Source organism: Teredinibacter turnerae T7901, from assembly GCF_000023025.1.
GTDB classification, from domain to species: domain Bacteria; phylum Pseudomonadota; class Gammaproteobacteria; order Pseudomonadales; family Cellvibrionaceae; genus Teredinibacter; species Teredinibacter turnerae_B.
This window is the reverse complement of sequence record NC_012997.1, coordinates 2,169,739-2,185,071: the sequence shown is the minus strand read 5'-3', so window position 1 is coordinate 2,185,071 and position 15,333 is coordinate 2,169,739. Positions and strand designations below refer to the sequence as shown.

General features: G+C 49.0%; 11 protein-coding genes. 6 read left to right on the top strand and 5 right to left on the bottom strand.

Going from position 1 to position 15,333, the window contains the following annotated elements:
* Window positions 1-5: 5 nt before the first annotated feature.
* Both TERTU_RS09330 and TERTU_RS09325 read left to right on the top strand, forming a co-directional pair.
* Window positions 6-1,613: an ABC transporter ATP-binding protein gene (locus tag TERTU_RS09330; RefSeq protein ID WP_015819670.1), complete on the top strand. Its 1,608-nt coding sequence runs from the start codon at window positions 6-8 to the stop codon at window positions 1,611-1,613.
* A gap of 199 nt (window positions 1,614-1,812) precedes the next feature.
* Window positions 1,813-3,573, top strand: coding sequence for a peptide MFS transporter (locus tag TERTU_RS09325; protein WP_015819200.1), 1,761 nt, complete (start codon window positions 1,813-1,815; stop codon window positions 3,571-3,573).
* Window positions 3,574-3,910: 337 nt separating this feature from the next.
* Here the strand turns inward: TERTU_RS09325 and TERTU_RS09320 are convergent, their stop codons facing one another.
* The gene (locus TERTU_RS09320; RefSeq protein ID WP_015818478.1) at window positions 3,911-5,689 is read right to left on the bottom strand and encodes a M2 family metallopeptidase; all 1,779 of its coding nucleotides are present in this window, start codon (window positions 5,687-5,689) and stop codon (window positions 3,911-3,913) included.
* A gap of 202 nt (window positions 5,690-5,891) precedes the next feature.
* Entirely contained in the window at window positions 5,892-6,497 is a 606-nt protein-coding gene (locus TERTU_RS09315; RefSeq protein WP_015818038.1) for an HAD family hydrolase, read from the bottom strand.
* A 243-nt stretch (window positions 6,498-6,740) separates the two neighbouring features.
* Here TERTU_RS09315 and TERTU_RS09310 point away from each other — a divergent pair, with 243 nt between their 5' ends.
* The gene (locus TERTU_RS09310) at window positions 6,741-7,088 is read left to right on the top strand and encodes a hypothetical protein (protein WP_015817287.1); all 348 of its coding nucleotides are present in this window, start codon (window positions 6,741-6,743) and stop codon (window positions 7,086-7,088) included.
* Window positions 7,089-7,127: 39 nt separating this feature from the next.
* Here TERTU_RS09310 and TERTU_RS09305 read toward each other — a convergent pair whose 3' ends face one another.
* Entirely contained in the window at window positions 7,128-9,446 is a 2,319-nt protein-coding gene (locus TERTU_RS09305; RefSeq protein ID WP_015816840.1) for an immune inhibitor A domain-containing protein, read from the bottom strand.
* Window positions 9,447-10,119: 673 nt separating this feature from the next.
* Between TERTU_RS09305 and TERTU_RS09300 the strand changes: the two genes are divergently transcribed.
* Complete coding sequence (locus TERTU_RS09300; RefSeq protein WP_015819299.1) at window positions 10,120-11,643, top strand: cryptochrome/photolyase family protein; 1,524 nt, start codon at window positions 10,120-10,122, stop codon at window positions 11,641-11,643.
* Window positions 11,630-11,794 (top strand): DUF2256 domain-containing protein, encoded by a 165-nt coding sequence (locus TERTU_RS22460; RefSeq protein ID WP_080516702.1) that lies wholly within the window; start codon window positions 11,630-11,632, stop codon window positions 11,792-11,794. The genes TERTU_RS09300 and TERTU_RS22460 overlap by 14 nt, the downstream gene beginning before the upstream one ends.
* Window positions 11,795-11,812: 18 nt before the next feature.
* On the opposite strand, the gene TERTU_RS09290 is transcribed toward TERTU_RS22460, so the two are convergent.
* Both TERTU_RS09290 and TERTU_RS09285 read right to left on the bottom strand, forming a co-directional pair.
* Window positions 11,813-13,141: a type II toxin-antitoxin system HipA family toxin gene (locus tag TERTU_RS09290; RefSeq protein WP_015818724.1), complete on the bottom strand. Its 1,329-nt coding sequence runs from the start codon at window positions 13,139-13,141 to the stop codon at window positions 11,813-11,815.
* A gap of 2 nt (window positions 13,142-13,143) precedes the next feature.
* Complete coding sequence (locus TERTU_RS09285) at window positions 13,144-13,512, bottom strand: helix-turn-helix domain-containing protein (protein ID WP_015820191.1); 369 nt, start codon at window positions 13,510-13,512, stop codon at window positions 13,144-13,146.
* Between the two features lie 857 nt (window positions 13,513-14,369).
* Between TERTU_RS09285 and TERTU_RS09280 the strand changes: the two genes are divergently transcribed.
* Window positions 14,370-15,332 carry an efflux RND transporter periplasmic adaptor subunit gene (locus tag TERTU_RS09280; protein WP_015816933.1) on the top strand — a complete coding sequence of 321 codons (963 nt, stop codon included), beginning with the start codon at window positions 14,370-14,372 and terminating at the stop codon, window positions 15,330-15,332.
* Window position 15,333: the final 1 nt, after the last annotated feature.

Sequence of the window (15,333 nt, the reverse complement as noted above, 5' to 3'; positions counted from 1 at the left end):
ATGGTATGAGTTTACTTTCCGTCTCTAATTTAACGACCAATTTTTACACCCGGGAAGGCGTTACGAATGCCGTCAAAAATGTCAGTTTCGAACTCGAAGCCGGCAAAATTCTTGGGATTGTTGGCGAATCCGGCTCGGGGAAATCTGTATCCTGTTACAGTATCCTCGGTTTAATTCCTTCGCCGCCAGGCAAAGTGGAGAGTGGTACAGCGGTTTTTGAAGGCAAAGACCTTCTCAAGATGAGTGAAAAAGAGTTACGCGAAGTACGCGGTCGCAAGATTAGTATGATCTTCCAAGACCCTATGACCTCGCTCAACCCTTTTATGACCATCGGAAAGCAGTTGATGGAAGCCTACCGCCTCCACTTCAAAGCCGATAAAAAGACCGCTCGCCAAAAAGCGCTCAAAGCACTACAGGAAGTTGGTATTGTAAACGCTGAAAATCGCCTGGATGCCTACCCCCACGAATTTTCTGGTGGCATGCGCCAGCGCGTGATGATTGCTATGGCACTCATCACAGAGCCCAAGTTACTGGTCGCGGACGAGCCCACAACAGCGCTGGATGTAACCATCCAAGCGCAAATCCTCGAGCTTATTAAAAAACTACAGGCCAGTCATAACCTGGGTGTTATTTTTATTACCCATGATCTCGCAGTTATTTCCAAGCTAGCAGACGACATCATGGTTATGAAAAGTGGTGAAGTCGTCGAAAAAGGCACCGCCCAGGAAGTATTCACGCAGCAGAAGCACCCCTACACGCAAAAATTGATCGCCGCAGTACCTGATTCAGCTAAGCCAGTACCAGCGCAAACTGTACTCAATGAAAAACCCCTTGTACGAGTTGAGAGTGTTAACAAAACATATGTTACCCACTCAGGCGGTATGTTTAGCCAGAAGCACGAATCCTTCAAAGCTGTTGATAACATCAGCCTTGAGATAAAACGCGGTGAAATTCTGGGTTTAGTGGGTGAGTCCGGTTCCGGAAAGTCCACTTTAGGTAGAAGTATTATTCGGCTAATCGAGAGCGAATCTGACGGCATATTTATTGGCAATCAGCAAGTAGATCGCCTTAGTCCCCGCCAGCTGCGGGATGCCCGCAAAAACTTCCAAATGATTTTCCAGGACCCATTTGCGTCTTTAAATCCGCGCTACACCGTGTATGACACACTCGCAGAGCCGCTTCTCAAGCATAAAATCGCAACGCCCAAAAATATTGTGCAAAAAATCAATGAGCTGCTCGACGATGTTGGCCTGGAACGCAAACACATCCGTAAATACCCGCACGAATTTTCTGGCGGCCAACGCCAGCGAATCGCAATAGCCCGTGCACTCGCGCCAGACCCGCAATTTATCGTTGCCGACGAGCCTGTTTCAGCGCTTGATGTAACTATTCAGGCGCAAATACTCGAGCTGATACTAAATCTGGCAGAAAAACGCGGCCTGACCATGCTATTTATTTCTCACGATCTCGCCGTAGTAAGGTACTTGTGCGACCGAGTTATTGTAATGAATCGCGGCAAGATTGTAGAGCAAGGCGAAACCGAGAGCTTGTTCAACAATCCACAGCAGGACTACACCAGGCAACTATTAGCTGCAATTCCGCAGTTTGCTTAAACCAGGCCACACTACCCCGACATTGAACGGGTGGCTCTCTATGACGACGAATCAACACGAACATTTACAAAATGTAAACCACCGACGCCCCAAGCTTTGTTGGGAAGTAGAACGCTGCAGCTAGTTAACCCCGGGCTGCAGAACTTGAAGATAGGCAATCAGATCCTGCCTGCCTTATTTATTACTTTGGGAGTAAAACGTGCAATCATCGTTGCAACAAAAAGAACTCTTCGGCCACCCTGCCGGACTTTTCGTTTGCTTTACAACTGAGTTGTGGGAGCGCTTTTCTTTTTACGGCATGAAATATTTGCTGTTACTTTACCTTACTAAATATCACCTTTTCTCCGACGGTGCAGGCTACGATGTGCTTGGGGCGTACGCAGGCTTGGTTTATGCCTTGCCATTGATTGGCGGACTGATTGCGGACCGTTATCTTGGCATGCGTAAGTCGGTGATGTTCGGCGGCATACTACTGGCGCTGGGACACGCCACTATGGCCTACGAAGGTAGCGCTGCAAGCGTGTATGCAGCAGGTACTGTACTCAAAGACTCCATAGTCTCCTCCACTGGGGTTAGCTATCTTGCGGGAACAACGCTCGCACAAGACGTTATAGTGCAGGATCGCGTCGCGTTAAATGTCTTCTTTTTTGCTTTAGCGCTCATCACCGTCGGAGTTGGGTTTTTAAAACCTAACATTTCTTCCATTGTCGGTCGCCTCTATGGTGAAAACGACACACGGCGGGATGCGGGTTACACCATTTATTATATGGGGATCAATATTGGTTCGTTTTTCGCCACGCTGCTATGTGGCTGGCTGGGAGAAACATTCGGCTGGAGCTACGGTTTTGGTGCGGCTGGCGTTGGTATGCTACTCGGACTTGTCAGTTTTAGCTGGGGCCAAAAATATCTTTACGGTCATGCAGAGCCAAGCGAACCCGAAAAATTAAAAACCAAAGTATTAGGCCTGCTTAGTGTTGAAAACACGATTTATGTTGCAGCGATTTTGAGCCTTGGCTTCGTCTGGATTCTGGTACAACACGAGCCCATCGTTCACCTAACACAGAACAGTCTTTTGATCATTGCCATCGTCTGTTTGATTCTTTATGCCTTCAGCTACGAGCACGGCTCAATGATCAGCGATAAACCGGCGCTCGTCCTTGCTGTTTTCTCTATCGCGAGCGGCTTATTTTGGGCGTTCACTGATAACGATATTGGCTTGGGATTAATGCTGCTGGGTCTGGTTATATTTATTATCTATGGATTCAAAAATAATAAATCGCCTGAGTACAGCAGAACGGTTGTACTGATGATTCTGATTCTTTCGTCAGTCGTGTTCTGGGCGCTGTTCGAGCAGTCAGCTGGCAGTATGACGCTCTACGCTGATCGAGTTCTGGACCGCTCTTTTGGTGGTGGCGAAATTCGTGCTTCCATGTTTGGGTCGCTTAATGCGGGCTTTATCATGCTTTTGGCTATCCCCCTCGCATGGCTGTGGACCTGGCTCGGTAAACGCAATCTGGAACCTTCGACACCGGTTAAATTTAGCCTGGGAATTTTACAGGCAGGTCTGGGGTTCGGCGCACTGGTTATTGGTGCACAATTTCCCAACGAAGCAGGGAAAGTGGGAATGATTTGGCTGGTGCTGGCCTACTTGCTCCATACCACTGGCGAGCTTTGTATATCACCTGTTGGCTTGTCTGCTGTGAGTAAGCTCTCAATCTCAAAGGTGATGAGCGTCAGTATGGGGACTTGGTTTTTGGCAACCGCTCTTTCGGAGACAATAGCCACACGTATCGGCAAAATGGCTTCCATCAATGCCAATGCTGATGCAGCCGACCCGGTCGCTATGCTTGCGACTTATACCCAGCTCTACTCGTTTTTGATGTGGCTGGGTATTGGTGTAGCAGTATTTATGTTTGTGATATCACCCTTCCTCAAAAGAGGAATGCGCGGTATCCACTAACCGTAAGTCGAACATTAAAGCTGAATGCCGTAACCCGCTGCGAACAGTTTGACCGCGAGGTCTACCTGTTCGCAGCCGTTCAATGAAAATAATCTATTGAGCCGTGCGCTAAAACAACACCTTCCTGAATCAAACCTCAGTCAACACAGATACTATTAACCTGGGATATAAATAGATGATCCCATCTATTCAATCGCGCTTACCCCAACGATTTTAATAAATAAATACGCATAGCGTTTTCACTTTCAAATTACCGAGAAAAAGCCGCGACCACTAATCCAAAAAAGCGCCAAAAAAAAGCGCCAAAAAAGGCGCTTCAAAGTAATTTTCTGGCAGATTACCAACCGCAGCTTCGCCCTTTATTTTGCTCATCGAGCCAGGCTTTTACCGGTGCAAAATAGTCGATAATCGCAGATGCATCTAGCGTCTCTTGCCCAGTCACTGCGGCCATAGCTTCTTGCCAGGGTTTACTGCTTCCCATTTCCATCATGGCTTTCAACTTAGCGCCCGCAGCCTCATTACCATAGATAGAACACCGGTGTAGCGGCCCTTCATAACCTGCGGTTTCACACAACGCTTTGTGAAACTGAAATTGCTGAATAAATGCAAGGAAATACCGCGTGTAAGGTGTATTGCCGGGGATATGGTACTTCGCACCCGGGTCGAAATCTTCTTCCGAACGCGCTACCGGAGCGGCGATGCCTTGATACTTCTCACGCAATTCCCACCAGCCTTTATTGTAATCCGCTGGTGCAAGTTCGCCGCTGAACACCTGCCAGCGCCACTTGTCTACGAGCAACCCAAACGGAAGAAATGCAATTTTATCGAGAGCCAACTCGAGCAGCTGGCCAAGATCCTCGTCTACAGGCGGCTCTTTATCCAGCAGGCCAATCTGCACCAGATAGCTGGGCGTAATAGACAGAGCTACCGTATCGCCGAGCGCTTCATGGAAGCCGTCGTTAGCGCTGCCACGGTAGATAAAGGGCTGCTCTTTATACGCACGCTGATAATAATTGTGGCCCAGTTCGTGATGAATGGTTTGAAAATCTTCTGCGTTTTTCTGAATACACATTTTAATCCGCAGATCGTCTTTATCATCCAGGTCCCAGGCACTCGCGTGACAGACAACATCACGATCACGTGGCTTGGTGAACATTGAGCGTTCCCAAAAAGTCTCTGGAAGTGGCTCAAATCCAATAGATGAGAAAAATGCCTCGCCGGTTTTTACCATATCCAGTTCAGTCATACCCTTTTTCTCAATCAATGAGGTAAGGTTGTAGCTGGAGCTGACTTCCGGTTTCACTTTATCGTATACATTTGACCAGGTTTGTGCCCACATATTACCAAGTAAATGAGCTGGGATTTTACCTTGGGACGGCACAACGTCATCGCCATAGAATTCATTCAATTTAGCCCGTACGTGGCAGTGTAAAGCTTCATAGAAGGGCTTCACTTTGTCCCATTGTGCATCGACGTCAGCGGCAAACGCTTCGGGCTGCATATCGTAGTTGGAACGCCAGAGATCCGCCAGGTTCGCGTAACCAAGATCCTGCGCCCCCTGATTGGCAATCTCAACCTGTCTTTCGTACAGGCCACGCATAGGCGGAGAGACATCGCGCCACCCGGCCCACACGGATTTCATCAATTCAGGATCATCGCTTTCCGCTAGGATTTTGCTCATATCACCAAGTGACATGCAATTACCATCGGCCATACAATATTGACCAGCGCCGTACATACCTTGCATTTTGGAACCAATTTGCGCTAGCTCACTCGCCAACTTTTCGTCGTCTGGCGCAGGAAAACTCAAGGCCAGCCGCAAACCGTCGAGTTGGCGACGAGTATCCGGGGTAAGATCAGCGCCATCCCACTTTTTGACTTGCTTGGCAAACTGCACCGTTTTCAGGGTGAACTCTTTGCCTGCGCGCGCTTCGACTTCCTGGCTATCAAAGTTGATATAGGTCGCAGCCAGCCAGGACGCATGATTTAAAAATAGCGATGCGTCTCCTAGCTCCGCTTCCGCCTCCTTTAAAAAGGCTTTAGCGCTTTCCTCATTGTATTGTTCGGCGTTGGCTTTTGCAGCGTCACTGCCTTTTTCTGGCTGATTACACGCCATAAGTGCACACGCCGCGAGAGGCAAAACGAAAGTCCTAAGAGTAATGGGCATAGTTTTTTCCTATTAAATTTTCAGCAGAAATACTACCTGATTTTGCTGTTACCTAAAACCGCTTGGTTGCTATATTTATTCGTCGCTGAGAAATACAACTGAAGCTGAATAACGGTTGTGATATTGATAAATAACACTTATCTCACTAGGTCTACAACAAACCGAATTCAGCTAACACTGCCTTCACTTCGTCCAGCCCTACGGCTCTTTTCCCTTGCATTCCTGCGGCGACCGCCCCTTCGACATTTATCTGATTGTCGTCGATAAATAGGACATGTTCAGGGGCAACTTGCATATCGTTGGCCACATAGATAAAGCTCTCTACATCCGGCTTAAATAAACCGATCTCACAAGAGGCATAGGTGTGATTGAAATAACTCGCCAAATTTAAGTCGTGAAGTAATCTAGGAAGATGCAGGCGATTGGTGTTTGAAAAAAATGCCAGATTATACTGGGGTTTTAATTGCTCGAGCAGGCCTGCTGCACCTGTGAACAGGGACTTAGGCCAGCGAATAAATGCCTCGCGAAACATTTGCTCATCTATTTTGAGATTAAATTCCCTCACGACACCCGCGACAAACTCCTCTTCACTAATCTGCCCAGTTTCAAACTCTTTGACGGTGGGTGATCGCAGCCAAGCCAACCAGTTTTGTTCCGCTGGTATCGGATCATCAACCCAGCTGTCTTTAATGGGCAGCCCATCTAATTCCAATAAAACACCACCCAAATCGAATAGAATTGTGGAAATAGCATGCATCAGGAACCTAGCCTCTTTCATTCACTCAAAATAAGAAACACTATATCACTTCAACATTGCAAGCAGACACTCGAGAACTGTGCAGTGCTTTTCAGCAACTATTCAGGCGCTCGCCCGGTATTTGTCGCTTAAGGTATGTCACTTAACCAAGCTATTGCTCAGCGGCCAGAATCCATGTTCAGAAGCTACAATGCAGACCAATTCCGAGCACAAACAAACACCTATTTTGATTACGGGGGATGTATGCAAACACGTTTTATGGTTTTTATTATCACTTTCGCAATTACCGGTGCGGCAAGCGCTACACCTCCCGCTAGACCTGCGCAGATCTTCAACCAGTCAAATGGCGACCAGATACATCTGCAGCGAATGAAGGCTGATGGATTGCAATGGTTCGTTACCCATCGCGGAGAAGTAGTGGTGTTTAACAAACAAAGTGGCAACTACGAATATGCACGCGTATTGGAGGATGGCGATCAATTTAAACTCTTACCCTCCGGAGTCAAGGTTGGAGAAAAAACCAAATCGACGGAATTTTCAATAACAACCCAGCGCGAACTACTAAAACTCAGGAATAAAAAAAGCCGATAACGAAGTTATCGGCTTTATTAACGTCACAGATTGACGGGGTTATTTACTGCGATTGGCAATACGAACCTTACCTACAGAGCCATTTGGCGAATCATCGACAACACGAATCATCAAGCCGTATTCTGGCAACAGTTTACCTGCATCAGGAATCAGTGGGGAGATGTAATCCCAGTGATCCTTAAAGAAGGCTTCCGGTTGAACATCGCGGTCAACCAGGCGCAGGAAGCTTCCAGACCCGTCGGGAATGGTCACATTTACCGGGCGCGCGGGTTTAACACCGAAGGCAGCATCGTGTATCTGATAGCGGGTTGAAGCCGGATAACCGTCACTCCACAACAACGTAGACTGATCAGCATCCACCACGCCGAGGAAGCCCTCACCAGGATGATATCCTACCCAGTTGTCAGTACCAAACAGGCTGTCGTAGTACCAAACCACAAGACCTTCGTTAGTCGACATGTAGCTGTCTGCAACACCGATATATTTCAAGCCCTCATCAATGCCGTGATGGGTACGCCATTCCAGCAGATAGTAATGCTCGGTATTTACATAACCGCCGTCTTTGGTGAAACCATCGTAGATAAAGGCATCTTCGCCATCCGCATCACCAAGCAACGTGGAAACGCTGTCGAGTTCGACTTTGATGTCATCCATGTAGAAGCCTGGGTTAGCTACATAGGAGTCGGTAACATAGTAGAAGCCGAGTTCGACCACTGCGCCAACATAAGGGCTGAGATCGAATTGTGCTTCAACCCAGCCAGGAGTTGAACCGGTGATGCCGTAACCAAGATTTTGTCCGTTGGGGTCACTGGTGGTGGTAACGTTGCCTGGAATCGGCACACCATCAACAGTCACATAGGCATAATCCCAGTCTGTCTCAATGTCGTAATTCGCCATAAAAGACAAACCAGCGGTAGTTGAACCGGTGAGGTCGACAGTGATTGCCTGTACATTAAAGAGATCATTACCTGAGCCGCTAAAGTACACCATGTCGCCGCTGTAAGGCTCAAGGATTACGGTTTTCTTCGGTGGCAAATCGACACGAATTGCATCGTTGTTTGTCCCTTTGGTGACCGCTTCATCCAACAGATAAAATGCACCGTGCGCGTCCAGATCTTCCACGCTCACTGCAACGCCAGTCTGCCAGTTACCAGCAAGAGTACTTTGCAAGTACTCTTTAGCCCAAGGGCTAAAACCGGATGGTTGCGTGCCCGCGATTTTACCTGTCCAGGAACCACTGGACATTAGTGACCAGAAAGAAACCGGCTCGCCGCGACCGCTGTACTGAGTATCGTATTCGTCAGGAAGGCCAAGATCGTGACCGTATTCATGACAGATTACACCCGCAGCCGCATCGATTGGTTGAATCGTATAATCGTAAGCTGCCATGACGCCATCCCAATAAGGTGCGTCTGTTGGGGTGTCTTCCAAAAATAAAATGTCACCCAGATTCCAGCGGTGAGACCAGATAGCATCATCGCCCAGAGCACCGCCGCCCGCTTCTTCACCAACCGAAGAGTGGATAACCTGGACATGGTCGACAAGACCATCGGGTTCCCAATAATCGCCATCGCCATCGAGGTCGTAACGATCTTCCACGTCGAAGTCAGCTAGGTTTACCGTTGGGTCAGCCTGCGCGGCTAACAACGCTTCAGTCACCAATTCTCGTGGCGCCAAATCATTTTCAGTTGAAGGATCGTTGCCACCATAATAGGCTGCAGGATGGCTCGCCATATACCAGCCAGCAACGGTACCACTCACACCGTAACTGCCACCGGATTGCGCATCGTAATAGCCCTGCATAGTGATCAGCGATTCACCGTTCGGGCCAGCGAAATTTTCTTCACTGAACAACAATTCTGCATAGTGCTCTTTGTTGTAATCTTCGTAATAAAAATCCGTATCACCCGCTGATACTGCGTTGTGCGGGTAATCCGGAAACTCCATCAAAATAGTGAGAAGCTTTGCGGTTTTCTTTTCACCATCGTAAGGCTCCACCACTACATTGCGCACAGCACCCCCATTGGAAACACTGCCAGGCATTAAAGACGCTTTGGTGAATTTTTTACTTTTTTGGTGTTTTACAGCGAATTGCGTCGGGGATTCAGACACCGTCAACGAAGCTGCCTGCGCCGCCTGTTGGCGCTGTCGCAAAATGGAATATAACGCCTGCTCGGCTTCGTGACGTGAAGCAGTAGGCGAAATCTTCCCTGATTTTTTGAGCATGGAAATTAATTTTTCCTCGTTAGCGATAGCAAGGTCAAACGGACCGCTATCGTGCTGAGGGGCTTTGGCTGCATATGCCGCTGGCAGCAAGCAAAGCGATAACACAATAGACGAACAAAAACGTAGAGGCATGGAAAAGCTCCCTGTGGATATATTCAAACGAACATTTGAAGCGGATCGATAATACATAAATAGACACACACCAACAATACGCGCCAAATAAAATAATGCGTTAATTATTTTCTCCGTACATCAGCGCTATTTAAAGCAAGCTTAACGCCATTATTCACGCACTTTTTTGGCGCCAATAACGCGCGCATCGATTAAACAAATGCGACCTAGATCGCGCAAAAAAACCAAAAACAAATAATAAAGTATTAAATTTAATTCCTTATCCTGAAGCAACTTAACTTCACCGCACCGGAGAAGATCACAGCAGTAATTTTTGAATTAAAACTGTGCTCCCATAAAAATTTTTCAAATAACGTCACTTCCCAGACGAATACTTGCTCAGAATTTCGCTTATAAGCGCTCAAATAGAACAATTAACACTCAGCAAAAGTAAAAATCCCTGCTTCGCCAGACAATTTAGAACAAACCCGCGCCCTATCCGTGCAGTCGGTTTTTTTAACACTCAGTATTTTTTACGTCGTGCCTATACTTACGAAACGCTCCAAGCAAAGTGGTCAAAGTTGACGCCTGCGTTTATTTACAGAGCACACAACTTCATCTTCACAACATTCAAAATCTAAATTGCTCCGACTGACGTATAAGTCAACATTTCGAGCAGAAAGAGGCATTCGTTTTGATTCTTCGCTTTATCCTTGGAGACCAGCTCTCAACCAGCATTTCAAGTCTTAAGGACTTCGACCCACAGCATGACCGGGTACTTATGTGTGAGGTGCTCGATGAAGCCAGCTACGTTAAACACCACAAAATGAAAATCGCATTTCTATTTTCTGCGATGCGTCACTTCGCCGCAGAATTAGCAGAAAACGGAGTCAACGTAGACTATGTAAAGCTGGACACACCCGATAACACAGGATCGCTTGCTGGCGAGATCGCGCGATTTTCGAAAACTCACAATGCGGCCAAGGTAGTAGTGACCGAGCCGGGCGAATACCGCGTATTACAAGAACTCAATTCGCTCGACCTCAATCTGGAAATCCGCACTGATACCCGGTTTATATGCAGTATCGATGCGTTTAAAGCCTGGGCTGGGGATAAAAAGCAGCTGCGGATGGAATATTTTTACCGTGAAATGCGTAAAAAAACGCAGATTCTTATGGACGGTGAGCGGCCTGTAGGTGGTGCTTGGAATTACGACAGTGAAAACCGTAAACCACCAAAAGACGGATTGAGCGTGCCAGCGACCTATCAGGCACGGACCGACGAGATCACGCAAGAGGTTATCGAACTGGTCGAACACCGCTTCAAAGACCACTTCGGCGAGCTGCAACATTTTCACTTCGCCGTTACTCGCCAACAAGCGCTCTATGCCCTGGACAAATTCATTGCCGAACGACTGGCGAGTTTTGGTGACTATCAGGATGCCATGCTTGAAAGCGAACCCTGGATGTACCACTCCCACCTCAGCTTCTATTTAAATTGCGGGCTGCTGCTGCCATTGGAGTGCGCCGAACAGGCCGAAAACGCCTACCGACAAGGAGCGGCCCCCCTCAATGCGGTAGAAGGTTTTATTCGCCAAATTCTGGGCTGGCGGGAGTTTGTGCGCGGTATCTATTGGTTAAAAATGCCGGGCTACGGGAAAGAGAACTTTCTTAACGCCAAACGAAAACTCCCTCCCCTGTATTGGGGGGCACCTACAAACATGAATTGCCTGTCGCAGTGCGTAAGCGAAACCCGCCAACACGCCTACGCGCATCACATACAGCGCCTTATGGTGATGGGCAACTTTGCGTTGCTCGCGGGCTTAGCGCCCGATGAGGTTAACGAATGGTATCTGATTGTTTATGCCGACGCCTATGAATGGGTGGAGCTGCCTAATGTTTCCGGTATGATCCTGTTTGCCGACGGCGGTTACCTCGCATCAAAACCCTATGCGGCCAGCGGTGCGTACATCAATAAAATGTCCAATTACTGTAAGCAGTGTGCGTATAAAGTCAGTAAAAAAAATGGCGCTGATGCATGTCCCTTCAATTATTTGTATTGGGACTTTCTGCTCCGCAACAAAAGCTCACTGTCGAACAACCCTCGCCTGGGCATGCCCTACCGCAACCTGGCCCGAATGACTGACGATAAAATTGCAGCCATAGAGCAAGACGCTGGCAACTTTTTACAGAGATTGGAAAGCGGTGAAAAAATCTAATCTGCCGTCGAAAATATGCGCTCACTGTGAGCGACCATTTTACTGGCGAAAAAAATGGGAGCGATGCTGGGGAGAGGTAAAATACTGCTCTCAGCGATGTGGAAGAAGCCACCGCTGCGGCAAGGCCGGGCCACCTCGCCAAACACCTTAATAAACACAAAAAGGCGAGTTATACGGCCCAATCTGTGCGCATTAGTGTTTTACGGGCAACAATAGATTCCTCACCCACACCAACGGCGCTTGCCTCTGCCTCCCATGTATTTACGGCCGCTAACACACGCTCAGCAAAATCAATTGCTCTATTTTTTGGAATGGTGAAGCGCTGCGCAACGTCGGTGAAGTCAGTGTGCGTAAACCCGTCTCTCTTACCGTTGAATGTCATTTGGTGTCTGCCGGTGAAGGCACCTTGCGGGTTGTAAGAGAACGTTAGATCAAACGCGGGAGCCAGGCGCCACTCTCCGGAAGTATCCATGAGAAAGGCGATATTCTTTACATGATCATCCTGGTTGCGCGCCATAATATTAAACAGTGCACGCACATACAGCTGCTCTACCGCCCGCTTACCCAGACCTAGCTCGACGGCAGTGGCCATCGCCTGTTCGTACGAGTAAGCACCAGGAAGATTAAAATCGTAGTGCTGCAGAGCGCACAGCGATTGCATATGGAGTTTGCCGCCGCCACGCGTTCTGTCGAATCGTCGCGTCATAAAATGATGGCGGCCATTTTCTTCCAGCAGCCGGCATTCACTTATATCGATTCCGGCAGACAGCGCCATTTTGTAGTAGGCATACTCCATTTTGCCGTAGCCTCGGCCATCGGCAAGTTCTTTATCGCGATTGTTTGCAACGCCATCGAATTTTATCAGCCAGTGCTCAAACGCTGGAGGCAAGGCAACCTGGCCGGACCTCACCTCGTTGGTTTCACGGTTCCACGCTACAACGGCCTTGGCGCGCGCACCTCCCGCCGAAGAGCCCACGTGAAGAATATCTGCCAAGCTGCGCTCATTGAGCTCGTCGTCCCCATTTTTAAGCTCTGCCGTTAACGCTTGCCGCGAATTAAGGATACGACTGGCCAAGGCGACCATGTCCGCCACATCCAACGCACGGCTTGTCGCTGGCAAATTTCTGTCGACCACCGGTTTAAACTCCAGCGCCCCCATTCCCCGGTTGCCGATGTAACACAAGCGCTCCACGGGCGAAAAACTGTGGCTGGCGATCCCCTGCTGCAGGAGCCATTGCTCGATCATCGCCGTCCCGAATTTATCTGGTAGCACGTCGGCCAACAGCCCGGGTAACCGCTTAAAGGTTTCGCCGTTAAGTGCGGGAAAGCTGTAGGGCTGTGGCGCCAGCGGCATCATTAATGGTGATACCTGCACACCGCTGTCGAGAAACTCTGGCGCATATTGAAATATGCCCAACTCGCGCTCGTCGTCCCAGCTTATGGCACCAATTTCAACCCCCCATAAAACCACAGCGGCGCTATTTACGCGTTGCACCACAATTAATCTCCTTCGGAATCATCAAACGAAACACTCTGACCAAACCCCTGCCAGCCGCTGTTTTTCTGTGTAGTCTTGCGGGTACCTGTCGCGCGTTTCCGCAACTTTTGCCTCGACTCACGTACCTGTGCTACCGGACTCATCTCCGCTTGTGGCACCAGGGCGTCCAGCCGTTCCAACAGACCCAATACCCGCAGCACTCGAATTAAAGCATCGAGGCTGACACTGCCACCTTTTTCCAGACGATACAGCGTGCTCTGCGAGATACCCGCCTCGTAAGCCAGACTTTCCTGATCCCAGTTATGCAGGAGCCGCTGCGCCTGTAATCGGGCACCCAGTTTACGCCTGATATTTTCATCGCTTTCAACCACACAATTACCCGTCATTTATGATTTATAACTGTGTAAAGTTTAGATAAACAGTCATATATACGCAATAAACAAAATATCTTTAAAGGTCATATATGATGCCTAAATTAAATAATTAGACTTTTAGATTCAAATATGATCATTTAACTATTTTCACGGGCAATGGAACCTTTCTGAGACACACACTCTAACGCACTTATTCCTATCTGTTACTATGACGACACCTTCTACTCGGACACTCGAAACTCGCGATCATGCCCGCCCGTTTGCTGACATACATGCTTATCCTCCTGTTTTCATATCAGGCAGGCTTTGCGACGGCCGATATGCATGCGGCGCATCAGGCCGGTAACCAGCATCTAACGTTCGACGACCATCAGCACAAGTTACAACCCGGCTCCGAAGAAACGGGAGTTAAAGAAGGGCTTTCAGCTACAAAGTCCAAACCCGACTGTCACCACTGCTGTCACTGCCACGGGCATTTGGTACAAGCCATACTTACCAACCCAACAGCCCCATTCAGTTATGACATCAGAATGCCTGCCATAGGCTATTTCCAACATTTACCCCTGCGCACCCTAGAACCACTGTATCGCCCTCCCATTGTATAGCCCTCCAAGCACGGGCTCGTTACTCCGCCATAAATAACCGTATCCACCGCTTTGTAACCTAAGCGGCCTTACTTCTCTGCGCCGCTTGGCGGCGCCAGGCATACCGTTGCTGCGGCGTTGAATGAGCCTTTCTCTACTCGGTTCACCTGCCCCATAGGCGCCCAGCCGGGGCGTGATGGCGTGCGTGCACAAATTTGCACAGCCCGCAGGGTGAACGTTTTTTGGAATGGACTATTCGGAATTTTTAACATGTACCAACGATCACCAGCACTAAAGCAAATCATCTGTGGCGCGATATTCATCTACATCACTGCATTCGGCACCATCACCACATTGGCCAATGTCAGCGCAAGCGAGGAGCAACACGCTGCACATGAACACAAGCATGAGCACTCAGAAGATACTGCGCACAACCGGCCTATCAAACTGCCAGATAATCAAGCGGCCATGCCGCAAATAACAACAGCCATTGCCGGAGCGGCAGAACTCAAAACGCAGATTTCCACATTTGGCACAGTGCGCTTCGGCGCAGAACAACTCTTCCATGTCGCGCCGAGATTCGACGGTGTTATCACCCAGGTTCAAGTTGCTGTGGGCGACCACGTAAACAAAGGCGATCTATTGGCTATGCTGGAGTCCAACGACAGCCTGCGCTCATATCCACTGCGGGCGCCCGCTGAAGGCAAAGTCATAGAGCAACGCGCAAATAGCGGGGATCTGGTCAACAGCGAGACCGTATTTGTGGTAGCGACCACCCTGCCGCAATGGCTGGAGTTGCGTATTTACCCCGCGCAAGCGCAGCAAATCGAAGAAAAGCAGCGGGTATTCATACCCACCAGCGAAGGTATGATCAGCAGCCGGATCGAACACATCATCCCCCAGCCTGATGCCCCCTACCGCATCGCACGAATAAAACTGCCAGACGGCAATAGACTCACCACCGGCCAGTGGATAGAAGCGCAGATTGACACCGGTAGCCTCACTCTTCCTCTCGCAGTAGAAAAACGGGCGGTGCACACCATCGACGGGCGAACCGGTGTGTATGTGCGTGAAGGCAACACCTATCACTTCACCCCGCTTACTCTGGATCGCGAAAACACTGCGCTGTACGAGGTGGTTACCGGGCTGGAGATCGGCGCCGAGTACGCAACGGACAACAGTTACTTGTTGAAAGCAGAGCAGGAGAAATCCAGCGCTGAACACAGCCACTGAG

Coding starts and splice junctions, on each gene's coding strand:
- TERTU_RS09330 (WP_015819670.1), top strand. CDS start 6: ATGAGTTTACTTTCCGTCTCTAATTTAACGACCAATTTTTACACCCGG.
- TERTU_RS09320 (WP_015818478.1), bottom strand. CDS start 5,689: ATGGCGTGTAATCAGCCAGAAAAAGGCAGTGACGCTGCAAAAGCCAAC.
- TERTU_RS09315 (WP_015818038.1), bottom strand. CDS start 6,497: ATGCATGCTATTTCCACAATTCTATTCGATTTGGGTGGTGTTTTATTG.
- TERTU_RS09310 (WP_015817287.1), top strand. CDS start 6,741: ATGCAAACACGTTTTATGGTTTTTATTATCACTTTCGCAATTACCGGT.
- TERTU_RS09305 (WP_015816840.1), bottom strand. CDS start 9,446: ATGCCTCTACGTTTTTGTTCGTCTATTGTGTTATCGCTTTGCTTGCTG.
- TERTU_RS09280 (WP_015816933.1), top strand. CDS start 14,370: ATGTACCAACGATCACCAGCACTAAAGCAAATCATCTGTGGCGCGATA.